Genomic DNA, 20554 nt, shown 5'->3' with positions numbered 1-20554 from the left:
GGCTGCTGCTGCCAGCCCGGCTGGTGCTGCGGCGGCTGCTGTCCCCAGCCCGGGCCTCCGGGCGGCCCGCCCGGGTGCTGCGGCGGCGCCTGCGTGGCCTGGGCCTGCGCCGCCTGTGGTGCTTGCGGCGCCGCCTGGCGCGCCTCCGGCGCGACAGTCTGCGCGCCGTAGACGTCCTGGCCGGGAGCCGCGGTGGCGCCCCCTCCCGAGAGGTTCAGCCGCGGACCGTCGGTGGCGTTGCCCAGGTGCACGCTCATCCCGGAGCCGAGCTCCAGCTGCTGGATGCGCTGCCCCCCGACGTACGAGCCGTTGGTACTGCCCTGATCCTCTATGACCCAGCTTCGCCCGCCCCAGCGGATGGTGGCGTGCCGCCAGGAAACCCTGGCGTCATCGATCACCACGTCCCCCTGCGGGTCGCGACCCAGGCTGTACGCCCTGGACGGGTCGAGCGTCCAGGTCTGTCCGTTCAATTCCAGTACGAGTTCCGGCACTCCATGCCCCACAAAGTTGTCCCCCGAGTAACCCCCTGCTTGGAGGGTCTAGGGATGGCGAACATCGTGAGGAACTATTTCAGGCCCGCACCCCTGACAGGAAGTCGCCCCATGTCACAACCCCACGTCAGCCGTGACCCGCCCGGGACATTGCGGGAGCCCTGGGGGATACCGGCTGTTCACCGGCATGGCGCAGTCCGGTCACGGACATCGGGCGGGCCGCGGAGCCCCCGCAGGAAGCCCACGCTCACAGCGGATACCGTAAGAGCACCATGACCACATCGCCGGCCACATCGCCCTCGTACGCCGACACCCCCACCCTCCTGGTCAAGATCTTCGGCAAGGACCGGCCCGGCATCACCGCCGGGCTGTTCGAGACCCTCGCCGCCTTCGGGGTCGAGGTCGTCGACATCGAGCAGCTCGTCACCCGCGGCCGGATAACTCTGGTCGCCCTGGTCACCGCGCCCGGTGCCGCCGCGGGGGCGGCCGAGGGCGCGCTGCGGGCGACCGTGCACAGCTGGGCCGAGTCGATGCGCCTGGAGGCCGAGATCATCTCCGGCACCGGTGACAACCGGCCGCGCGGCACCGGCCGTTCACATGTCACGGTGCTGGGACAGCCGCTCACCGCGGAGTCCACCGCCGCGATCGCGGCCAGCATCACCGCGACCGGCGGCAACATCGACCGCATCTTCCGGCTCGCCAAGTACCCGGTCACGGCGGTCGAGTTCGACGTGTCCGGCACCGGGACGGCGACGCTGCGCACCTCGCTCGCGCTGGAGGGGGCCAAGCACGGCGTCGACGTGGCGGTCATCGCCTCGGGGCTGCAGCGCCGTGCGCAGCGGCTCATCGTGATGGACGTCGACTCCACCCTCATCCAGGACGAGGTGATCGAGCTCTTCGCCGCACACGCGGGCTGCGAGGACGAGGTCGCCGAGGTCACCGCACGTGCGATGCGCGGGGAGCTGGACTTCGAGCAGTCGCTGCACGCGCGCGTGGCGCTGCTGGCGGGACTCGACGTCTCGGTCGTGGACAAGGTGCGCAAGGACGTACGGCTCACGCCCGGCGCCCGCACCCTGGTACGCACGCTCAAGCGGCTCGGCTACCAAGTCGGCGTCGTCTCCGGCGGCTTCACCCAGGTCACCGACGCGCTGCAGGAGGAACTGGGTCTCGACTTCGCAGCGGCCAACACCCTGGAGGTCGTGGACGGCAGGCTCACCGGCCGGGTCACCGGCGACATCGTGGACCGGGAGGGCAAGGCACGGCTGCTGCGCCGCTTCGCCGCCGAGGCGGGAGTCCCGCTGGAGCAGACAGTCGCGATCGGTGACGGCGCCAACGATCTGGACATGCTCAACGCGGCCGGCCTGGGTGTGGCCTTCAACGCCAAGCCGGTCGTACGCGAGGCCGCGCACGCCGCCGTCAACGTGCCCTTCCTGGACACCGTCCTGTATCTGCTGGGCGTGACACGGGAAGAGGTGGAGTCCGCGGACGGCGCGGACACCGACCAGCACGACGTGGACGCGGAGCACGGCGCGGCGGGCGAGCGCCTGTTGGGCGGCGCCGACGGCGGGCGTCCCTGAGACGATGCCGAGTGTCCGGTGACCGGGGACCGGTGCAGCTGCCGGCCGGGTCACCGGGCACTCGGGCACGTACCGGTACGCGCCGGTCCGGCTACTCGCGCGCTTCGTGCGGCGCCCAGTAGCCGGTCAGCGTGCAACTGCCGGGCTCGACGGACTTCCAGGAACCGTCGAAGCGCAGCACGGCGACCGCCGAGGTGGGGAAGCCGTTGCGCGCCATCCGCTGCTGGGCGTCCCCGTCGGCGTTGCCCATGAGGACCTCGGCCACTCCCTGTATGCCGGGATTGTGCCCGACGACCAGCAGGTCCCGGACCTCCTCGGACACGTCGTTGAGCAGCGCGATGATCTCGCCGGGCGAGGCATCGTAGAGTCGCTCCTCGTACACCGTCCTCGGGCGGTGGGCGAGGTGGTGGGCGGCCAGCTTCCAGGTCTCGCGGGTACGGGCCGCGGTCGAGCAGAGGGTCAGGCCGGGGTTGACGCCGTGGGAGGCGAGCCACTCGCCGACGGCCGGGGCATCCTTCCGGCCCCGGTCCGCGAGGGGACGCTCGTGGTCTGCCACCTCTGGCCAGTCGGCTTTGGCGTGCCGGACAAGGACAATGCTGCGGGGCACATCGACGCTCATGCGTCCCAGCTTCGCATGAAACGCTCGGTGGGGCGGAGGGTGTTGACAGTGCCTGGAGGGCTGACGTCTCCCGTTCGTCAGCCCAGCAACACCTGCGCCACCCGGTCCAGCACCTGGGCGAACGACTGCTGTGCGGCCTGCTGATCGGCCGCGTCCGCCCGGCCGCTGCCGAGTAGCAGCGCCAGCAGCACGGCGAAGGCGAGCGCGGGAAGGAGCAGGGCCCACCACGGCAGTCGCGTCTGCCGGGCCGCGGGCGGCGCGGGGCGCAGGGCGGCGGTCAGCCCCGCGGAGCGATGGGGGTGGGCACGGGCGGTCGTCATGGGGCTCGCCTCCCTGGTTCCGTGGATCACCGGGCGGTGTACTCCGGGACGTTACGGAAACGGGGGCGCCGGTCCTATCCGGTGACCCACCCAGTTCCCCCTGATCCAGGCCCCCTAAGGGATGGTGGGGCCAGCACCCCCATCGTCCCGCGGGGACGACGGGACCGGGACCCGGACCGGGTGCGAAGAACTCACGGTGCGGCGATGCTCGCGATCACTCCGATGGCCACCATGAGACCGATGATCAGGCCGACGATCAGGAGCAGCTTCCGCTGCCCGTTCTGCGGATGGGGTTCGAGCACTGGCATACCGCTCAGTGTCGCACTCAGCGTCCGTCCTCGATCACGCGGTCCCGGCCCGCCAGCACACCCATCACGGTCTGCCCCAGCAGCAGCACCGTCATCAGGAGCAGCGGTGCGTGCCAGCCGCCGACGGCATCGTGCAGGGCACCGACGAGCAGCGGGCCCGGGATGGAGATCAGATAGCCGGTGCTCTGCGCGAAGGCGGAGAGCTTGACCACGCCGGCGCTGGACCGGGACCGAAGGCTGATCATCGTGAGGGCGAGCGGGAAGGCGCAGTTGGCGATGCCCAGCAGCAGCGCCCAGACCAGGGCACCGGCCGCCGGGGCGAACCACAGCCCGGCATAACCGGTGAGACCGCAGCCGCACAGCGCGAGAACGAGCGGACCCTGGTGCCGCATCCGCGTCGCCATCCGCGGCAGCACGAAGGAGAGCGGCACTCCCATCCCCATCGTGACGGCAAGCAGCAGGCCCGCGGTGGAGGCGGAGACACCGGCGTCACGGAAGATCTGCGGCAGCCACCCCATGATGATGTAGGCGGCGGACGCCTGGAGGCCGAAGAAGCCGCCGAGCGCCCACGCGGTCGGCGAGGTGCCGATACGGATACGGGCGGACTGCACCGCCACGGTGCCGGTGCCGGGGTCGCTCCGCGATGCGGCCTCCTCAGCCGCGGCCGGCTCCGGGCGACGGCTTCCCCGGTCCTTCAGCACCACCGCCCAGGGCACGATCGCGAGCACGGCGAAGAGCGCCCAGGTGCCGAGCCCGACCCGCCAACTGCCGCCCAGTGCCTCGGTCATGGGCACGGTGACGGCAGCGGCGCATGCCGTGCCGAGAGCGAGCCCCATCGAGTAGAGACCCGTCATGGAGCCGATACGGGCGGGGAACCAGCGTTTGACGACCACGGGCATCAGCACGTTGCTGACCGCGATACCGGCGAGGGCGAGCGCACTCGCGGCAAGGAAGGCGGCGGTGCCGCCGGCGAACGGCCGCAGCGCCAGCCCGGCGGTGATGGCGACCATGCCTGCCAGCACCACGGGAGCGGGCCCGCGGCGGCGCGCGAGGCGCGGTGCCAGGCTCCCGAAGACGGCGAAGCACAGCGCCGGCACGGAGGTGAGGAGTCCGGCTGTCGCGCCGCTCATACCGAGGCTGTCCCGCACCTCCTCCAGCAGCGGGCCGAGTCCGGATATCGCGGGGCGGAGGTTGAGCGCGGCGAGGACGAGACCGACGGCGACCAGCCGCACCACCCAGCGCGGGGCGGCAGCGATCCTCGCCGGGGCGCCGGAGGCGTCCGCCGCCGAGGATGCCGTGGAATCGGAGTGGGGCTTCAGGCTGTCGTCTGTCATCGCCATAGGGGCCATCATAGAATCATGGGATGAATAGACACTAACGTGTCCCTCCGCCCCGGAGAACCCACCGGGAAGAGCCGGATCACACACCGGGAGAGAGATGACCCTGTCCTCGCCGCACCGCTCGGCACTGGCCGACCAGGTGATCTCCGCGCTGCGCGCCCAGATCACTTCGGGGGAATGGCCGGTCGGCGCCCGTATCCCCACGGAGCCGGAACTGGTGGAGCAGCTGGGCGTCGCGCGCAACACCGTTCGGGAGGCCGTACGGGCGCTCGCTCACAACGGCCTGCTGGACATCCGGCAGGGCTCGGGCACCTACGTCGTGGCCACCAGCGAGCTGGCCGGCGTGATGCACCGCCGCTTCGCCGACGCCGAACCGCGCCACATCGCCGAGATGCGCGCCGCACTGGAGACCTCTGGCGCACGGCTCGCGGCGCTGCGCCGCACCGAGCAGGACCTCGGGCAACTGGACGCGCTGCTGGAGCGGCGGGAATCGGCGTGGGCGTCAGGTGAGGTGGAGCGTTTCGTGGCGGCGGACGCCGGACTGCACCTGAGCATCGTCGCCGCCTCGCACAACGACGTGCTGACGGCCCTCTACGCCGACCTCGGGGATGTGATGCGCGCCTTCCTGCGTCTCGACGTGGGCGAGGAGCTGAACCCCGAGACGCACATGGACCACGCGCGGCTGATCGAGGCGATCCACGCGGGCGACCCGGAGGCGGCGGCGCGGGAGGCCGCGTCCCACACCCAGGAGTGGAGCTGCGGGGTGCGGACGGCGCGCGGCTGAGCCCGGCCGGGGCACGGTGGTCCCGGCCGGGACGGGGGCGGAGCCGGCCGGGCCCCGCCGCCGGCGGCTAGGCGCCCATCATGTGCACGCCGCCGTCGACGTGCACGATCTCGCCGGTCGTCTTCGGGAAGAAGTCCGACAGCAGCCCGACGATGCCGCGGCCGGTCGGGTCCGGGTCGGCCAGGTCCCAGCCGATCGGGGCCCGGTGGTTCCAGACGTCGGCCAGCTCCTCGAATCCCGGGATGGACTTGGCCGCCATGGACTTGATGGGGCCGGCGGAGACGAGGTTGCAGCGGATGTCCCGCGAACCCAGGTCACGGGCGAGGTAGCGGCTGGTCGACTCCAGGGCCGCCTTGGCGACGCCCATCCAGTCGTACTTCGGCCAGGCGATCTGCGCGTCGAAGGTGAGACCGACGACGGAGCCGCCTCGCGGCATCAGCGGAAGGCAGGCAGTGGTGAGGGACTTGAGCGAGTACGCCGAGACCTGAACGGCCGTGGCGACGTCCTCCCAGCTTGCCTCCAGGAAGTTGAAGGCACCCTGGGGGCCGAAGGCGATGGAGTGCACGATGCCGTCGAGCCCGTCGACGTGCTCCCGTACGTTCTCGGCGAGGGAGTCCAGGTGCTCCTGGTTCGTCACGTCCAGCTCGATGACGGGGGCTTCCTTGGGCAGCCGCTTGGCGATCCGCTGCACCAGGGAGAGCCGGCCGAATCCGGTGAGTACGACTTCGGCGCCCTCCTCCTGTGCGATCTTCGCGGCGTGGAAGGCGATCGAGGAGTCGGTGAGGACGCCGGTGACGAGAATGCGCTTGCCGGCGAGAATTCCGCTCATGTTCAGTGACCCATGCCCAATCCGCCGTCGACGGGAATGACGGCTCCAGTGATGTACGCGGCCTCGTCGGAGGCCAGGAAGCGGACGGAGGCGGCGACCTCTTCCGGGTGGGCGTAGCGCCCGAGCGGTACCTGCTCGACGATGTTCGCGCGCTGCTCGTCGGTGAGCGCCTGCGTCATGTCGGTGTCGACGAACCCGGGCGCGATCACATTGCAGGTGATGTTGCGGGAGCCCAGCTCGCGGGCGAGGGAACGGGCGAAGCCGACCAGACCGGCTTTGGAGGCGGCGTAGTTGGCCTGCCCCGCCGAACCCAGCAGTCCGACCACGGAGGAGATCAGCACGATGCGGCCGCTGCGTGCCCGCAGCATCCGCTTGGTCGCCCGCTTGACGACGCGGAAGGTGCCGGTGAGGTTGGTGTCCACGACGGAGGTGAAGTCCTCCTCGGACATCCGCAGCAGCAACTGGTCGCGGGTCACACCGGCGTTGGCGACCAGCACCTCGACCGGGCCCTGCTTCTCCTCGATCTCTTTGTAGGCCCCCTCCACCTGCTCCGGGTCGGTGATGTCGCACCTGACCGCCAGGCACCCGAGGTCCGCGAGGGTCTCGGGCGGCTCCCCCGAACGGTAGGTGTAGGCGACCTTGTCGCCTGCGTCGGCGAAGGCGCGGGCGATGGCGAGGCCGATGCCGCGGTTGCCTCCGGTGACGAGTACCGAGCGGCTCAAGGTGGACCACCCTTTCTGCGATCTCCGCACTTCCCGCGCTCGTCGCGAGGAGGCGGCGGATGTCTGTCCGTACGAAAGCTATACGTGCAAGGACCGTTTCAAGGAATCGAGCCGTGACAGGGGGCCAGGTGGGGCGCTGTGGGATCCCTACAGAAGGCGCGGCACTGTCCGGACCGCGGTCCACCCGTGCCCACCACGCACGAATAGACTCTGCGGCGACCCTTCCCTTCCGATCTCCAGGACAGAACGTGACACGCCTCGGCGACTCCGTGCAGCGCGCCAGCGAACTGCTGGCCCAGGACCTCTCCTCCGACCTGACCGTCGAGCGGTTGCTCGCGGAGACCGGGGCGCGGCGTTATCTCGATCTGAGCGATCTCCCGGCGGCGGAACAGGCCGCGCTGATCGGCGCGCGCGCGGTGGACGTGCTGCCCTCGGTCGAGAAGCTCGCCGAGGAGATCGAGGCGAAGCGGGCCCAGGGCAGGGGACTGCACGTGAAGCTCGGCATCGACCCGACAGCGGCCGATGTACACCTCGGGCACGCGGTGCCCGTCATCATCCTTAGCCGTTTCCAGCGGATGGGACACGACGTCACTCTGATCATCGGGGACTTCACCGCGAAGATCGGCGACCCGTCCGGGCGTACGGCGGAACGCCCGGCGCTGACGGACGAGGACATCGCGAAGAATCTGTCGGGCTACCAGGACCAGGTCAGGCCCTTCTTCGACTTCGAGAACGTGAGTTTCCGGTACAACAGCGACTGGCTGGGCCAGTTCACCTTCCCGCGTCTGATCACACTGCTGGCCCAGGTGCCCGCCTCGTCGCTGCTGCAGCGCGAGGACTTCCGCAACCGGCTCGCGGAGGGCGCGGGCCTGGCCATGTCCGAGTTGATCTACCCGGTGGCGATGGCGCTGGACTCCGTCGAACTCGACTGCGACATCGAACTGGGCGGCATCGACCAGCTGTTGAACATGCAGATGGGCCGTCGCCTCATGGAACTGCACGGGCAGCGGCCGCAGATGATCGCCACCAATCAGCTGATCGAGGGCACCGACGGCTCGGGCGCCAAGATGTCGAAGTCCAAGGACAACTACATCGGGCTGAGTACTGCCGCCGACGACGTCTACGGCAAGATCATGTCGATTCCGGACCGGTTGATGGTGCCCTATCTGCGGGCATGGACCGAGTGGACGGACGCGGAGATCGAGCTGGCGAGTGCCCGTATCGAGGCGAAGTCCCTGCACCCGATGGATCTGAAGAAGGTGCTGGCCGGGGACGTCGTCAGCGCCCTGCACGGGACCGAGGCCGCGAAGGCGGCGCGGGCGGGGTTCACCGCGCAGTTCTCGAAGAAGTCCTTCGGTGACGTGGAGACGCTGCCGGCCGTGGACGCCGGTGAGCACGGTGGCGAGGGCATCGCGACGATTCTCACCCGGGTGCTGGAGTTCACCCCCAGCGCGTCCGCCGCCCGCCGCATCGCGAAGCAGAACGGGCTGCGGCTGATCGTCGAGACGGACGACGAGGGCGGCCAGCGGTCCATCGTGCTGCCGGAGGCGGACGCGCTGCGCCCGCTCGCCGAGGTCGTGCCCGAGAAGCTGGCCGAGGCGGGAGTGGGCGGCACGGTCTACCTCAAGGCGGGGCGCCGGGTCGCGGAGATCCGCGGGCTCTGAGAGCCGGGTGAGGGACGCGGACAGCCGGCAGGGCCGGACGGGCGAGGCCCGCCCGGCCCTTCCCCACCGGACTCACGGCAGCTCGGCACGCCGCCCAGGGCACCTCCTAGACACGCTCACGCCGTCGCTTTCCGCGGATGGTGGCCCACAGCGGCGCGCCGAGGGCGACCACCACCACCGCGCCCGCCAGCTGGAGCACGTGCCGGATCCAGTCGACGCCCCTGGTGTTGTGCACGCCGATCCAGCCGGCGACGGCATTGCCCAGGATGCTGCCCAGAATGCCGAAGATCACCGTCAGCCACAGGGGGATGTCCTGTTTGCCGGGGATGATGGCGCGGGCCAGGACGCCCAGCACCAGTCCCACGAGGATCGCCCACAACCAGCTCATCGTGCCTCCGTAACTCGCTGACGTCCGGGTGCTCGGGAGCCCGAGGCGTGCGCCGTCAGCTTGGTGCCGTATGCGCCGCACCGCATGACGGGCTACGCCGTCCGGGTGAGCGCCTTTCGGCCCGGGCAGCGGGTCCGCGCTGACCGGGCCGCCCGGCCCGGCCGCCCGGCCTCGAACGCCGCTGTGCCGGGGCGTACGGTGAAGAGGGTCCGCAGAGCTCTTGGCGCGGGCCTCGGACCGGCCCGGCTGAAGGTGGTGCAGTGTGATGCGGAAGCAGCGCGGAGCCGAGGTCTTCCGGATCACCGGGGCCCGGCAGAGTCTGGCGGAGGACGTCCGCGGCAGGCAGCGGCGCTACGTGATCTCGATGCTGATCCGGACGGCTGCCGTGCTGCTGACCGTGGTGCTGTGGAACGTGCAGCGGCCGTTGGCCGTGGTGACGCTCGTGGTGGGTACGCTGCTGCCGTACGTGGCCGTGGTGATCGCCAACGCGGGCCGGGAGAACGTGACTTCGCTGCCCTCCTCCTTCGAGCCGGCCCCCGCCCGCCCCATGCTCGGCGCTGCGGAAGCGGCAGCGGAACCGCAGGCCGTCGAGCCCGACGGGCCGCCGGCCGACCGCAGTTGAACCGGTCCCCCGCCAGGCCACGTGCCATCCTCAAGAAATGCTCATATCAATCATGCAGTTCCGCTCCACCGCGCGGGGTTCCCCATGCCATACTTCAAAAGCGCTCCGCATCCCCCGTCGGAGCGACAGACCGACGCCGGGCGGCTCCCCCCGTGGCTGCCCGGCGTCGCTTGGCGTCCGGCTCCGGGTGTTGGATAGGGACCGTGTCTACTTCGTTTCCTTCGTTTCCCTTCCCCGCCGCCGAGGAGCCAGAGACTCCCATCTGCTCCGCCAAGGGCTGCCGCGCGCCCGCCGTGTGGGTGCTGGCCTGGAACAATCCCAAGCTGCACACCCCGGAGCGCCGCAAGACCTGGCTGGCCTGCGAAGAGCACCGCGAGCACCTGTCGTCGTTCCTGGACATGCGCGGTTTCCTCAAGGACGCCGTGCTGCTCAGCGAGTGGGAGAAGGGTGAGCGCGGCTCAGCCGCCGATGGCTGACATCGGACGGTCGGGCTGCACGAAGGACGGATCGTCGATTCCCGCGCCCGCCTTCTTCCCCCACATCGCCAGCCGCCAGCGCGCCGCGACCTCCGAGTCCTCCGCTCCGCCGCGGAGAGCGCCGCGCAGATCGGACTCCTCGGTGGCGAACAGGCAGGTGCGGACCTGACCGTCAGCCGTGACCCGGGTACGGTCGCACGCCCGGCAGAAGGGGCGGGTGACGGAGGCGATGACGCCGACCCGGTGCGGGCCGCCGTCCACGGTCCAGCGCTCGGCGGGTGCCGAACCGCGCTTCTCCTCGCCCTCCGGGGTGAGGGTGAAGCGGGTGCGCAGCGACTCCAGGATGTCCCCGGCAGTGATCATGCCGTCGCGCTGCCAGCCGTGCTGGGCGTCGAGCGGCATCTGCTCGATGAAGCGCAGTTCGTAGTCGTACTCCATGGCCCAGGCGAGCAGCTCCGGGGCCTCGTCGTCGTTGAGACCGGGCATCAGTACGGAGTTGACCTTGACCGGTGTGAGGCCCGCCTCGCGTGCGGCGGCCAGTCCGCGCAGCACGTCGGCGTGCCGCTTGCGCCGGGTCATCCGCTGGAAGACGTCGGGGCGGAGGGTGTCCAGCGAGACGTTGACCCGGTTCAGCCCCGCGTCGCGCAGTGCTCCGGCCGTACGCTCCAGACCGATGCCGTTCGTCGTCAAGGACAGCCTGGGGCGGGGTTCCAGGGCGGCGCAGCGCTCGATGATGCCGACGAGTCCGGGCCGCAGCAGCGGCTCACCGCCGGTGAACCGCACCTCCTCGACGCCGAGTTCACTCACGGCGACGCGGACCAGCCGGACGATCTCGTCGTCGGTCAGCAACTCCGGCTTGGCCAGCCACTGCAGGCCCTCTTCCGGCATGCAGTAGGTGCAGCGCAGATTGCAGCGGTCGGTCAGCGAAACGCGCAAGTCGGTGGCGACTCGGCCGTATGTGTCGAGCAGCATGCTGGCGGCCCTCCCACGGGGTGGTTCCAGTTCTTCGCAGCGTACGTGACGGCACTGACACCCGGCCGGCCGCCGGATGTCAGTGCCGTCCCGCTCTCCGTGGCCGGGGCCACGCCCATGCCGGTGCGGCGGCGCCTCAGTGCGCGCCGAAGCCGGTCATGGAACGCACCTCCAGCTCCGCGAACTTCTTGCCGCTCGCGTCCTCGTCACGTGAGGTCAGCGAGCCGATCCAGCCGAGCAGGAAACCGAGCGGGATCGAGATGAGCCCGGGGTTCGACAGCGGGAAGTAGGCGATGTCGGCGCTCGGGAACATCGAGGTCGGCGTTCCGGTGACCACGGGCGAGAAGAGCACCAGCAGGACCGAGGAGCCGAGTCCGCCGTAGATCGACCACAGCGCACCCCGGGTGGTGAACCGCTTCCAGAAGAGGCTGTAGAGAAGCGTCGGCAGGTTGGCGGAGGCGGCGACCGCGAAGGCCAGCGCGACGAGTCCGGCGACGTTGAGCCCGCCGGCGAAGATTCCCAGCCCGATCGCGACGGCACCGATGATCACCGAGGAGATACGGGCGGCCCCGACCTCCTCCTTCTCGGTCGCCTGCCCCTTACGGATGACATTGGCGTACAGGTCGTGCGCGAAGGACGACGAGGAGGCGAGAGTGAGACCCGCGACCACCGCCAGGATCGTGGCGAAGGCGACCGCCGAGATCATCGCGAGCAGGATCGCCCCTCCGGTCGAGTCCGCGCCGCCGCCGATCTCCTGGGCGAGCAGCGGGGCGGCGGTGTTCCCCGCAGCATCGGAGCCGGTGATCGTCTTCTGGGAGAGCAGCGCTGCGGCACCGAAGCCCAGCGCGATCGTCATCAGGTAGAAGGCGCCGATGATCCCGATGGCCCAGTTCACCGACTTGCGGGCGGCCTGGGCCGTCGGGACGGTGTAGAAGCGGATCAGGATGTGCGGAAGTCCGGCGGTGCCGAGAATCAGTGCGAGGCCCAGCGAGATGAAGTCGATCTTGGAAGTGGTGGTCAGTCCGAACTTCAGGCCCGGCTCGAGGAAGGCCTTCCCCTTGCCGCTGTTCTCCGCGGCGGCGCCGAGCAGGCTGGAGAGGTTGTAGTTGAACTTGTGGAAGACCAGCACCGTGACGATGAGAGTGCCGCCGATGAGCAGGCACGCCTTGATCATCTGCACCCAGGTGGTGCCCTTCATGCCGCCGATCGTCACGTAAAGAATCATGACAATACCGACGAACACGACGATGAGGTTCTTCCCCGTCTCCCCGGTGATGCCCAGCAGCAGCGCTACGAGCGCGCCCGCCCCGACCATCTGGGCCAGCAGGTAGAAGATCGAGACGATGATCGTGGAGATGCCCGCGGCCGTACGGACGGGTCGCTGCCGCATCCGGTAGGCCAGGACGTCGCCCATGGTGTAGCGGCCGGAGTTGCGCAGCGGCTCGGCGACCAGCATCAGCGCGACCAGCCAGGCCACCAGGAAGCCGATGGAGTAGAGGAAGCCGTCGTATCCGGACAGGGAGATCGCACCGGCGATGCCGAGGAAGGAGGCGGCCGACATGTAGTCGCCGGAGATGGCCAGCCCGTTCTGGAAGCCGGTGAACTGGCGTCCGCCGGCGTAGAAGTCGGTGGCGTCCTTGGTCCTGCGCCCCGCCCACACCGTGACGCCGAGGGTGATGAGGACGAAGACCGTGAACAGTGTGACGATCAAGGTGCGGTGCTGGCTGGCGCCTTCGGCCGCGAGCTGCAGATGCGCCGGGGCCGCGGCGAGCGGCTGTGTGAGGCTCATGCTTCACCCTCCAGTCGGGACTTGATCGCCCGGGACTTCGGGTCGAGCTTGGCCGCGGCGTGCCGGGAGTACCACCAGGCGATCAGGAAGGTGGTGAGGAACTGGGCGAGACCGAAGACGAAGGCGATGTTGATATTGCCGACGACCTTGGTCGCCATGAACCCGCCCGCGTAGTTCGAGAGCATCACATACAGCAGATACCAGACGATGAAGGCGACGGTGAGGGGAAATGCGAAGGAGCGGTAGGTGCTGCGCAGGGCGCCGAACTCGGTGCTCTGCTGCACCTGCGTGTAGTCCGGGCCGTCGGGCGGGCCGGACCTCTCATTCTCCGGTACTGAGGCCACGGTGTCTCCAGTCGGTGTGAACACGAAGTGAGGGAAGGTACGGGACGGTGCTGGGCGGTCAGAGAAATGACCAGGTCGGGGCTGCTTCTCAGCAGTACGGTGCGCCGCATCGTAGATCTTCGCCGGGCCCTCGCAACAGGGGTTGGTCGTTGAAACCCGAAAGAGAGATGGTGACGTACCGGCATCATCTTTGCGAATCCATTGCTGCGCCGCTCCGATCAGCGCTAAGTTCCCAGCTCTGTGGTCAACTTCGGACGACATGGAGACCCCGTGGAATCACAACCTTCCAGACGGTGGCGCGCGCTTGCGATGCCGCTGGGACTGGTTCTGACCGCTTCGCTCGCACTGGCGGGAGCCGCCGTGGCGAGTGGCCAGGACGCGCCCGCCGAATCGCAGGCGGATGGCGAGAAGCTGAGCTACGTCGTCAATACCAAGGCGGACGCCGGCACCATAGAGCGCGTGAAGAAGGAGATAGCGAAGGCTGACGGCACGGTCGTCACCTCGTACGAGCAGATAGGCGTGATCGTGGCGCACTCGGCGAACGCCGGGTTCGGCGACACGATGCGCGCGGTCGAGGGCGTCGACACGGCGGGCGCGACCCGTACCGCCCCGCTCAAGGCCGCCAGCACCACAGACGTCGGCAAGCCGAAGTACCTGAAGGTCCCCAAGTCGGCGACCGGCGCCGAGGCGAAGGCAGCGGCCAAGGCGGCGGGCGAGGAACCGCTGGAGTCCCTGCAGTGGGACAAGCGGATCATCCGGGCCGACGAGGCCAGCAGGATCAGCCAGGGCAGCAAGAAGGTCACCGTCGGTGTCATCGACACCGGTGTCGATGACACCCACCCGGACCTCAAGGCCAACTTCTCGGCCGGCCAGTCCGCCAACTGTGTGGGCGGCAAGGCTGACACCTCGCCGGGCGCCTGGCGCCCGTACACGGCGAACGACTACCACGGCACCCACGTCGCGGGCATCGTGGCCGCCCCGCGCAACGGGGTCGGCGTGGCCGGCGCCGCACCGGGCGTCAAGGTCGCGTCCCTGAAGGTGTCCGAGGAGGAGTCGTCGCTCTTCTTCACCGAGGCCGTGGTCTGCGCCATGGTCTTCGCCGCCGATCACGGCGTCGAGGTCACCAACAACAGCTATTACACCGACCCGTGGCTCTACAACTGCAAGGACGACGACGACCAGCGGGCGCTCGTCGACGCGGTCGACCGGGCCGCGAAGTACGCGACGAACAAGGGGACCACGCACGTCTCCTCGGCGGGCAACTCCTCGCATGATCTGGCCGCGAAGGAGATCGTCGACGACTCCAGTCCTGACGACAGCACACCCGTCGAGCGCACCATCAACCCGGCGGAGTGCCTTGACCTGCCGAGCATGCTGGACGGGGTGACCTCGGTCTCCTCCACCGGCGCGAAGAACGCGAAGTCCTACTTCTCCAACTACGGGCTGAACAAGGTCGACATCTCGGCACCGGGCGGCGACCGCCGGTACCAGATGCCCGAGGAGCCGGCCAAGGACGGCGGCGTGCTGTCCACCATGCCCAACGGTGACTACGCCTACCTGCAGGGCACCTCGATGGCCGGTCCGCAGGTCGCCGGTGTGGCGGCGCTCATCAAGAGCCACCACCCCAAGGCCAGCGCGCAGGAGATCGCCTGGCGCCTGAAGGCCCAGGCGATGAGCGTGACCTGCCCGGAGGAGTTCGACCCCGACGGCAAGGGCACCTACAAGGCCGACTGCACCGGCCTCAAGGGCAACAACAGCTTCTACGGCCACGGGATCGTCGACGCCCTCGCGGCCGTCAAGAAGTGAGGATCAGGAACTGACGCGCTGAGCCGGTGACTCCGCCGGCTGGGGGCCGGGCTGCTGAACAGGCGGCCCGGCCCCTTCCGTCAGGCCCGCCGCGGGCAGCCAGCCCGGCCCGCGGAAGACCCGCCCGGCGCGCTCTCGCCAACTGCGCGCCGCCCGCAGATCGCGTCCGATCGCGGCGTACTCGTGGGTGGCCACCCGCAGCGGGTTGTAGGTCCCGATGTTCTTGGTGAGCCCGAAGGCACACGGCTCGGTCTCCGGTGTGAACGAGCCGAAGAGCCGGTCCCAGAGGATCAGGATGCCGCCGAAGTTGCGGTCCAGATAGCCCCCCTGTGAGGCGTGGTGCACCCGGTGGTGCGAGGGTGTGTTGAAGACGAACTCCACGGGGCGCGGCAGCTTGTCGATCCGTTCGGTGTGTATCCAGAACTGGTAGACGAGGTTCACCGAGGAGCAGAAGGCGAGCGCGGCCGGGTGCACACCGAGGGCGATCAGCGGCACGTAGAAGGGCCACACCGTCCAGGTGGTCCAGGGCTGGCGCAGCGCGGTGCTGAGGTTGAACTTCCGGCTGGAATGATGCACCACGTGACAGGCCCACAGGATGCGGATGACGTGGTGGCCACGGTGCGACCAGTAGTAGAAGAAGTCCTGACCGAGCAGCATCAGGGCAACCGTCCACCACAGCACGGGGATCCGCAGCGGGGTCAGTTCGTAGATCCCCGCGTAGAGGGCGACGATCGGGATCTTCCAGAGGGCGTCGAAGGCCAGGCTGCCAAGCCCCATTCCGATGCTGGTGGCAGCGTCCTTGGCGCCGTATCCGGCGGCGTCCTCGTCCGGATGGAAGCGGTAGCTCACCATCTCCACGATGGTGAGCAGCACGAAAGCGGGTATCGACCAGAGCACCACGTCGGGCAGCTGAGACGGCATGTCAGCAAGGTAGGCGCGGACGCCGCCCCCGGCTAGGGGTTGTTACCGACTAGTATGAAGTAAGTGACCGTCAGCCGGCCGGGAGCACGGACCGGGCCCGGCTGCCGCGTCCTCCCCGTACGGAGGCCATCGGTGCCGAAACAGCCGCGCGGGCACGGATGTTGCGCCCTCGGGTGACACTCCCGCACGCGCTGCCGGAACTGTCAGTGCCGACCCGTATTCTCTGTGACCATGCTCGGAGACCAGACGGCACGCCCCGGCGAACCGGCGGACGAGACGGCAACGGCGCCTCGTATCCCCTCTCAGTCACCCGCCGTCGACCCGGGCAGCGGGCCCGGCTGGCCCGCCGGCTATCCGGCGGGGTTCGCGGTGGTGGACGTCGAGACCACCGGCCTGGCACGTGACGACCGCATCGTGTCCGCCGCCGTCTACCGGCTGGACGCCCGGGGCAACGTGGAGGACCACTGGTATTCGCCGGTGAACCCGCAGCGCGACCCCGGCCCCACCTGGATCCACGGGCTCACCTCCGAATTCCTCGCCGACGCACCGCTCTTCGACGAGATCGCCGACGACTTCGCCGCCCGGCTGGAGGACCGCGTCCTGGTCGCCCACAACGCGATCTTCGACTGGTCGATGATCGCGCGGGAGTACGCACGCGCACGCCGCACGGTGCCCGTGCGGCAGCGGTTGTGCACCATCGCCCTCGCCAAGGAGCTCTCCCTCCCGCTCCCCAACCACAAGCTGGAGTCGCTCGCCGCGCACTACGGCGTCTCCCAGCGGCGCGCGCACCACGCGCTGGACGACGCGCGGGTGCTGGCCGAGGCGTTCCGCCCCAGCCTCCATCTCGCCGTCCAGCAGAAGGTACGGCTGCCGCTGCTCGCCTGCCGGCCGCTGTCGGAGTGGTCGGACGCCGTGACGCCGGCCGGGGGTGGTGGCCACAGCGGTGCTTACGGCGGTGATAACGGTTGGGGCTCGCGCCCGTACGCACGCGGCTGGCGCCCCGCACGGAAACGGCCCGCCTGTCCCCACCCCAACCCGGGGCGATACGAGCCGGGTGGGCGGCTCGTCCAGGGGATGCGGGTGGCCATCTCGGGAGACACATCCGTCGAGCGCGAACTGCTGGAGGACCGGGCCATCGAGGCGGGACTGCACATCGCGACCAGCGTCTCGCGTCTGACCAGTGTGCTGGTCACCAACGATCCGGACGGCCTCACGGGCAAGGTCGTCAAGGCGCAGACCTTCGGCACGCCGGTGCTGGACGAGGCCGCCTTCAGCCAGCTCCTCCAGAATGTGGCCCCAGCAGCCCCCGCGCCGGGGAGCTGACCGGCCGCCGAGTACCGTCCATAGGCGTGTACCGCTTCCTGTTGTCCCGGCAGTGGGTGATCCTCACCCTCATCGGCCTCGCTCTCATCCCCGCGATGATCGAACTGGGCTTCTGGCAGCTGCACCGGCACGAGTCGCGGGTGGCGCACAACGAGTTGATCACCAAGAGTCTCACCGCTTCGCCGGTACCCATCGGGCAGCTCACCGGGCCGGGGCGCGAACCCGCCGCGGACGATCATTTCCGCACGGTCACCGCGACCGGCCGCTACGACACGGAGCACGAGGTCGTGGTGCGGCAGCGCACGGGCGCCGACCAGCAGTCCATCGGTTACTTCGTGCTCACCCCGCTGATCCAGCGGGACGGCACGGCTGTGCTGGTCAACCGGGGCTGGATCGAAGCCGGCGGCGACCTGACCGAGTTTCCCCGGGTACCGAGGCCGCCGCGCGGCCAGGTCACCGTCACCGGCCGGATCATGGCCGACGAGACGAGCGCGGCCAGCGGTATCAAGGACAAACCGGGCCTGCCGCCCCGGCAGGTGATGCTGATCAACAGCCGGCAGCAGGCCGAGGCGCTGGGCAGATCCGTGCTGGGCGGCTACCTCCAGCTGACGGCGACCTCACCGAAGCCGGACACCCGGCAGCCGGAGCGGATCCCGGAGCCCGATCACAGCAGTATCGGCGCGCACATGGCCTACGCGGTCCAGTGGTGGCTCTTCTCGGCGGCGGTCCCGGTCGGCTGGTTCGTCCTCGTACGCCGCGAATTCCGGGACCGCCGGGACCGCTTCGCGAAGACGGCCGGCGCGGCTGACGCGGGGCACGAGGCGGAGACCCCCCGTACTCCCGCCGCGCGCGGTGGCGCACACTGAAGCCATGGATCTTGGGCTGAAGGACCGTGTCTACGTCATCACCGGCGCCACCCGTGGGCTCGGCTTCGCGACGGCCGAGCAGTTGGTCGCCGAAGGAGCCAAGGTGGTCGTCTCCGGCCGTACGGACGAGGCCGCCGCTTCCGCCGCCGCCCAGCTCGGCGGAGAGCGGTCGGCCGTCGGGGTCGGCGCCGACAACTCGGCGCCGGACACCGCGAACCGCCTCATCGACACCGCGCGGTCCCGTTTCGGGCGCTTGGACGGTGTCCTGATCAGCGTCGGCGGCCCGCCCGCGGGCGTACCCGCCGACGCGGTCTCGGACGAGCAGTGGCAGTCCTCCTTCGAGACCGTCTTCCTGGGCGCGGTGCGGCTCGCCCGCACGGCTGCCGGCGAACTCGGCGAGGGGGGCGCGATCGGATTCGTGCTCTCCGGTTCCGTGCACGAACCGATCCCGGGACTCGCGGTCTCCAACGGTCTGCGCCCCGGCCTGGCGGGCTTCGCCAAGACACTCGCGAACGAGGTCGGGCCACGGGGCGTCCGGGTGTTCGGGCTGCTGCCCGGCCGGATCGGCACGGACCGGCTGGCCTACCTCGACTCCCTCTCGGGTGACGGTGACGCGGCACGGGAGCGCAACGAGGCGGCGATCCCGCTGCGCCGCTATGGGACACCGGAGGAGTTCGGGCGCACCGCGACGTTCGTGCTGTCGCCGGCCGCTTCGTATCTCCACGGCGTCATGCTGCCGGTCGACGGCGGCGCCCGGCGCGGCTTCTGACCCGAATCCTCCGGCCGTCAGCCGTCAGCCGTCAGCCGCCGACCGTCACTGCACCCGCTCGGCCCGGTGCTTCGCGCTGCGCAGCCGCACATCGGCCGGGAGCTGTTCCAGCGCCGCCGACGCCCGCGCGTGCTCCAGTGCCTCGTCGCTGAGCCGCGCCAGCACCGGCCCCGGTTCCGCGTGCGCCGCCAGCAGCAGACCCACCCGGGCCCGTGGCGCGGTGCGCCGTCCGGTCAGCCGCACCGATGCCTTGTCCACCCCGGACAGTGACTCCGCCTCCGCCTCGAGAGCGTTCTCCAGCGCCCTGCCACGCAGCAGTGCGCCCTCGCCATCCCCGCTCTCGACCAGCACCTCACCGAGCCTGCGCCGCCGCAGCTGCGCGATCAGCCACCACAGCAGCAGCATCACCAGCACGCCGAGCACCACGAAGACGACCGGCCACCACCAGCCCTCCGACCGCCACCGGGTGCGGTCCGCGTCGGACAGCAGAACCGCCTCGGGACCCGGCCACGGCCAGCCCGACGGCAGCTCGACACGCGAGCGCCGCAGAAGATCGAAGCCGCCCGCGAGGACGGCCAGCCCGAGCACCAGCAGCATCACACCGGTCAGCGCGAGCAGCACCCGGTTGACGGTCCGCAGCATCCCGCCCATCTCCACTCACCGCTTCTTCGGACGTCGTACCTGTACGGAGAGGCCCAGCCGCCGGGCCAGGCCGAGCTGCCGGATGCCTTCCCCCAGCACCGTGTCGAGATCGCCACGCACCTCGTGCAGGTCCCTGAAGTGGGCCCGGGCCTTCGCCCGTACCTTCCGCCGCCCGACCGCGACCCGCGCGGAATGCACTCCCGGCACCTCCATCGCGCGGTCCCGCAGCACCAAGCCGGCGGCTCCACGGTGCAGTCCCGCCCGTACGTGCGCGATGTCCCGTCGCATCGGCAGCAGCCCGCGCAGGCCGGGAGTCAGCGCCAGCAGGATCAGCCACAGTCCCAGCAGCCCGGCCACGCAGGCACCCGCCAGCACCTTGGCGTCATCGACCCTGGTCGTCGCCAGCTGATCGGCGAGGGTGCGGCGCCAGGCCATGGCGGACTCACCCGCCCGCACGGACACCAGGTCGCCGAGCAGCAGCACGGCAGCGGCCAGCACCAGCAGGGCGACGATCCCGGCGGGCAGCCCCCGGACCGACCAGAAGCGCCGGACCGGGCCGCCCTTCCCTCCGCCCGGGCCGTACGCGGCGGCGGAGGCGGCCTGCCGCAGATGACCGCCGGCCTGCGCACCATCGCCCCGCCCGGCATCGTCCTTCTCCAGCGTCGGCATCCGCTGGGTACGCTCGTCGCTCACCGGGCCCTCCCGGGGGTCTCGCCGTCCAGCTGCTCGGAGTGCAGCCGCTCCACGCCCACGGCCACCTCCGGCACATCCATGCCGACCAATTCCTTTACCCGTGAAGCGACTTGCCGGCGCACAGCGGCACACTGCGCACCGATGTCGGAAGGGTAACCGAGTTCGACGATGACGCGGACCCGCGCGGTCCGCTCCCGGACATCCGCCGTCGCACGCGGCCGGTACCGGCGCCCGGGCGGAACGTGGAAAGTGGCGGGTTGGGTGCGCAGCGCTTCCCGCGCGGCCTGCG

At 70.2% G+C, this 20554-nt stretch carries 24 protein-coding genes; 9 read left to right on the top strand and 15 right to left on the bottom strand.

Translation table 11 applies throughout. The annotated features are described in order from the left end of the window. Window positions 1-503 (bottom strand): FHA domain-containing protein (locus ACRDP3_RS26755; RefSeq protein ID WP_431519582.1); only part of this gene is annotated, 503 nt, incomplete at its 3' end. Window positions 504-763: 260 nt separating this feature from the next. Here ACRDP3_RS26755 and serB point away from each other — a divergent pair. Then, complete coding sequence (gene serB / locus ACRDP3_RS26750; protein WP_431519581.1) at window positions 764-2068, top strand: phosphoserine phosphatase SerB; 1305 nt, start codon at window positions 764-766, stop codon at window positions 2066-2068. A 91-nt stretch (window positions 2069-2159) separates the two neighbouring features. Here the strand turns inward: serB and ACRDP3_RS26745 are convergent, their stop codons facing one another. The 4 genes from ACRDP3_RS26745 to ACRDP3_RS26730 all read right to left on the bottom strand — a co-directional run bounded on the left by ACRDP3_RS26745 (window position 2160) and on the right by ACRDP3_RS26730 (window position 4649). After that, entirely contained in the window at window positions 2160-2687 is a 528-nt protein-coding gene (locus tag ACRDP3_RS26745) for a SixA phosphatase family protein (RefSeq protein WP_431519580.1), read from the bottom strand. 77 nt (window positions 2688-2764) lie between these two features. After that, complete coding sequence (locus tag ACRDP3_RS26740; RefSeq protein WP_431519579.1) at window positions 2765-3007, bottom strand: hypothetical protein; 243 nt, start codon at window positions 3005-3007, stop codon at window positions 2765-2767. A gap of 191 nt (window positions 3008-3198) precedes the next feature. Then, complete coding sequence (locus tag ACRDP3_RS26735; protein WP_431519578.1) at window positions 3199-3315, bottom strand: SGM_5486 family transporter-associated protein; 117 nt, start codon at window positions 3313-3315, stop codon at window positions 3199-3201. A gap of 17 nt (window positions 3316-3332) precedes the next feature. Next, window positions 3333-4649: a CynX/NimT family MFS transporter gene (locus ACRDP3_RS26730; RefSeq protein WP_431519585.1), complete on the bottom strand. Its 1317-nt coding sequence runs from the start codon at window positions 4647-4649 to the stop codon at window positions 3333-3335. Between the two features lie 103 nt (window positions 4650-4752). On the opposite strand from ACRDP3_RS26730, the gene ACRDP3_RS26725 reads away from it, so the two are divergent. Then, window positions 4753-5439, top strand: a complete 687-nt coding sequence (locus ACRDP3_RS26725) for a FadR/GntR family transcriptional regulator (protein WP_431519577.1) — start codon at window positions 4753-4755, stop codon at window positions 5437-5439. Between the two features lie 67 nt (window positions 5440-5506). Here the strand turns inward: ACRDP3_RS26725 and fabI are convergent, their stop codons facing one another. Both fabI and fabG read right to left on the bottom strand, forming a co-directional pair. Next, window positions 5507-6268, bottom strand: a complete 762-nt coding sequence (gene fabI, locus ACRDP3_RS26720; RefSeq protein ID WP_431519576.1) for an enoyl-ACP reductase FabI — start codon at window positions 6266-6268, stop codon at window positions 5507-5509. 2 nt (window positions 6269-6270) lie between these two features. Next, the gene (gene fabG / locus ACRDP3_RS26715; protein ID WP_431519575.1) at window positions 6271-6990 is read right to left on the bottom strand and encodes a 3-oxoacyl-[acyl-carrier-protein] reductase; all 720 of its coding nucleotides are present in this window, start codon (window positions 6988-6990) and stop codon (window positions 6271-6273) included. Window positions 6991-7238: 248 nt separating this feature from the next. On the opposite strand from fabG, the gene tyrS reads away from it, so the two are divergent. Further along, a complete protein-coding gene (tyrS, locus tag ACRDP3_RS26710) occupies window positions 7239-8654 on the top strand; it encodes a tyrosine--tRNA ligase (RefSeq protein WP_431519574.1) in 1416 nt (471 codons plus the stop codon). Between the two features lie 106 nt (window positions 8655-8760). Here the strand turns inward: tyrS and ACRDP3_RS26705 are convergent, their stop codons facing one another. Further along, window positions 8761-9042 (bottom strand): GlsB/YeaQ/YmgE family stress response membrane protein, encoded by a 282-nt coding sequence (locus ACRDP3_RS26705; RefSeq protein ID WP_431519573.1) that lies wholly within the window; start codon window positions 9040-9042, stop codon window positions 8761-8763. A 265-nt stretch (window positions 9043-9307) separates the two neighbouring features. Here ACRDP3_RS26705 and ACRDP3_RS26700 point away from each other — a divergent pair, with 265 nt between their 5' ends. Together ACRDP3_RS26700 and ACRDP3_RS26695 are read left to right on the top strand one after the other, a co-directional pair. After that, entirely contained in the window at window positions 9308-9664 is a 357-nt protein-coding gene (locus ACRDP3_RS26700) for a DUF3099 domain-containing protein (protein ID WP_431519572.1), read from the top strand. Between the two features lie 203 nt (window positions 9665-9867). After that, window positions 9868-10140 (top strand): hypothetical protein, encoded by a 273-nt coding sequence (locus ACRDP3_RS26695; protein WP_431519571.1) that lies wholly within the window; start codon window positions 9868-9870, stop codon window positions 10138-10140. Here ACRDP3_RS26695 and moaA read toward each other — a convergent pair. The 3 genes from moaA to ACRDP3_RS26680 all read right to left on the bottom strand — a co-directional run bounded on the left by moaA (window position 10123) and on the right by ACRDP3_RS26680 (window position 13245). Beyond that, window positions 10123-11112 (bottom strand): GTP 3',8-cyclase MoaA, encoded by a 990-nt coding sequence (moaA, locus tag ACRDP3_RS26690; protein WP_431519570.1) that lies wholly within the window; start codon window positions 11110-11112, stop codon window positions 10123-10125. The two genes, ACRDP3_RS26695 and moaA, sit on opposite strands and share 18 nt — an antisense overlap. A 136-nt stretch (window positions 11113-11248) precedes the next feature. Further along, window positions 11249-12901: a solute symporter family protein gene (locus tag ACRDP3_RS26685; RefSeq protein ID WP_431519569.1), complete on the bottom strand. Its 1653-nt coding sequence runs from the start codon at window positions 12899-12901 to the stop codon at window positions 11249-11251. Further along, window positions 12898-13245, bottom strand: coding sequence for a DUF485 domain-containing protein (locus ACRDP3_RS26680; protein WP_431519568.1), 348 nt, complete (start codon window positions 13243-13245; stop codon window positions 12898-12900). The genes ACRDP3_RS26685 and ACRDP3_RS26680 overlap by 4 nt, the downstream gene beginning before the upstream one ends. A gap of 309 nt (window positions 13246-13554) precedes the next feature. Here ACRDP3_RS26680 and ACRDP3_RS26675 point away from each other — a divergent pair, with 309 nt between their 5' ends. After that, entirely contained in the window at window positions 13555-15051 is a 1497-nt protein-coding gene (locus ACRDP3_RS26675) for a S8 family peptidase (RefSeq protein WP_431519567.1), read from the top strand. A 3-nt stretch (window positions 15052-15054) separates the two neighbouring features. Here the strand turns inward: ACRDP3_RS26675 and ACRDP3_RS26670 are convergent, their stop codons facing one another. Further along, window positions 15055-15972 (bottom strand): sterol desaturase family protein, encoded by a 918-nt coding sequence (locus ACRDP3_RS26670; protein WP_431519566.1) that lies wholly within the window; start codon window positions 15970-15972, stop codon window positions 15055-15057. A gap of 231 nt (window positions 15973-16203) precedes the next feature. Between ACRDP3_RS26670 and ACRDP3_RS26665 the strand changes: the two genes are divergently transcribed. The 3 genes from ACRDP3_RS26665 to ACRDP3_RS26655 are packed head-to-tail and all read left to right on the top strand — an operon-like array spanning window position 16204 to window position 18930. Beyond that, window positions 16204-17295, top strand: coding sequence for a DEDDh family exonuclease (locus ACRDP3_RS26665; protein WP_431519565.1), 1092 nt, complete (start codon window positions 16204-16206; stop codon window positions 17293-17295). Window positions 17296-17321: 26 nt separating this feature from the next. Further along, window positions 17322-18161 carry an SURF1 family cytochrome oxidase biogenesis protein gene (locus ACRDP3_RS26660; RefSeq protein WP_431519564.1) on the top strand — a complete coding sequence of 280 codons (840 nt, stop codon included), beginning with the start codon at window positions 17322-17324 and terminating at the stop codon, window positions 18159-18161. Between the two features lie 4 nt (window positions 18162-18165). Continuing rightward, window positions 18166-18930, top strand: a complete 765-nt coding sequence (locus ACRDP3_RS26655) for an SDR family oxidoreductase (protein ID WP_431519563.1) — start codon at window positions 18166-18168, stop codon at window positions 18928-18930. Between the two features lie 45 nt (window positions 18931-18975). On the opposite strand, the gene amaP is transcribed toward ACRDP3_RS26655, so the two are convergent. From amaP to ACRDP3_RS26640, 3 genes are all read right to left on the bottom strand, one after another. After that, window positions 18976-19581 (bottom strand): alkaline shock response membrane anchor protein AmaP, encoded by a 606-nt coding sequence (gene amaP, locus ACRDP3_RS26650; protein ID WP_431519584.1) that lies wholly within the window; start codon window positions 19579-19581, stop codon window positions 18976-18978. A gap of 6 nt (window positions 19582-19587) precedes the next feature. Beyond that, a complete protein-coding gene (locus ACRDP3_RS26645; protein WP_431519583.1) occupies window positions 19588-20241 on the bottom strand; it encodes a DUF6286 domain-containing protein in 654 nt (217 codons plus the stop codon). A 20-nt stretch (window positions 20242-20261) separates the two neighbouring features. Then, on the bottom strand, window positions 20262-20554 hold a 293-nt coding region (locus ACRDP3_RS26640; protein WP_431519562.1), incomplete at its 5' end, for an Asp23/Gls24 family envelope stress response protein.

Origin of the sequence: Streptomyces sp. (assembly GCF_050698815.1) — a bacterium.
In the GTDB taxonomy this organism is placed as follows: Bacteria; Actinomycetota; Actinomycetes; order Streptomycetales; family Streptomycetaceae; genus Streptomyces.
This window is presented reverse-complemented; position numbering and strand designations above follow the sequence as displayed.

What these genes read in the sequence shown, in the direction of transcription:
- serB (WP_431519581.1), top strand. Translation starts at nt 764, where the DNA reads ATGACCACATCGCCGGCCACATCGCCCTCGTACGCCGACACCCCCACC.
- ACRDP3_RS26745 (WP_431519580.1), bottom strand. Translation starts at nt 2,687, where the DNA reads ATGAGCGTCGATGTGCCCCGCAGCATTGTCCTTGTCCGGCACGCCAAA.
- ACRDP3_RS26740 (WP_431519579.1), bottom strand. Translation starts at nt 3,007, where the DNA reads ATGACGACCGCCCGTGCCCACCCCCATCGCTCCGCGGGGCTGACCGCC.
- ACRDP3_RS26735 (WP_431519578.1), bottom strand. Translation starts at nt 3,315, where the DNA reads ATGCCAGTGCTCGAACCCCATCCGCAGAACGGGCAGCGGAAGCTGCTC.
- ACRDP3_RS26730 (WP_431519585.1), bottom strand. Translation starts at nt 4,649, where the DNA reads ATGACAGACGACAGCCTGAAGCCCCACTCCGATTCCACGGCATCCTCG.
- ACRDP3_RS26725 (WP_431519577.1), top strand. Translation starts at nt 4,753, where the DNA reads ATGACCCTGTCCTCGCCGCACCGCTCGGCACTGGCCGACCAGGTGATC.
- fabI (WP_431519576.1), bottom strand. Translation starts at nt 6,268, where the DNA reads ATGAGCGGAATTCTCGCCGGCAAGCGCATTCTCGTCACCGGCGTCCTC.
- ACRDP3_RS26705 (WP_431519573.1), bottom strand. Translation starts at nt 9,042, where the DNA reads ATGAGCTGGTTGTGGGCGATCCTCGTGGGACTGGTGCTGGGCGTCCTG.
- ACRDP3_RS26700 (WP_431519572.1), top strand. Translation starts at nt 9,308, where the DNA reads ATGCGGAAGCAGCGCGGAGCCGAGGTCTTCCGGATCACCGGGGCCCGG.
- moaA (WP_431519570.1), bottom strand. Translation starts at nt 11,112, where the DNA reads ATGCTGCTCGACACATACGGCCGAGTCGCCACCGACTTGCGCGTTTCG.
- ACRDP3_RS26685 (WP_431519569.1), bottom strand. Translation starts at nt 12,901, where the DNA reads ATGAGCCTCACACAGCCGCTCGCCGCGGCCCCGGCGCATCTGCAGCTC.
- ACRDP3_RS26675 (WP_431519567.1), top strand. Translation starts at nt 13,555, where the DNA reads ATGCCGCTGGGACTGGTTCTGACCGCTTCGCTCGCACTGGCGGGAGCC.
- ACRDP3_RS26670 (WP_431519566.1), bottom strand. Translation starts at nt 15,972, where the DNA reads ATGCCGTCTCAGCTGCCCGACGTGGTGCTCTGGTCGATACCCGCTTTC.
- ACRDP3_RS26665 (WP_431519565.1), top strand. Translation starts at nt 16,204, where the DNA reads ATGCTCGGAGACCAGACGGCACGCCCCGGCGAACCGGCGGACGAGACG.
- ACRDP3_RS26655 (WP_431519563.1), top strand. Translation starts at nt 18,166, where the DNA reads ATGGATCTTGGGCTGAAGGACCGTGTCTACGTCATCACCGGCGCCACC.
- amaP (WP_431519584.1), bottom strand. Translation starts at nt 19,581, where the DNA reads ATGGGCGGGATGCTGCGGACCGTCAACCGGGTGCTGCTCGCGCTGACC.
- ACRDP3_RS26645 (WP_431519583.1), bottom strand. Translation starts at nt 20,241, where the DNA reads ATGCCGACGCTGGAGAAGGACGATGCCGGGCGGGGCGATGGTGCGCAG.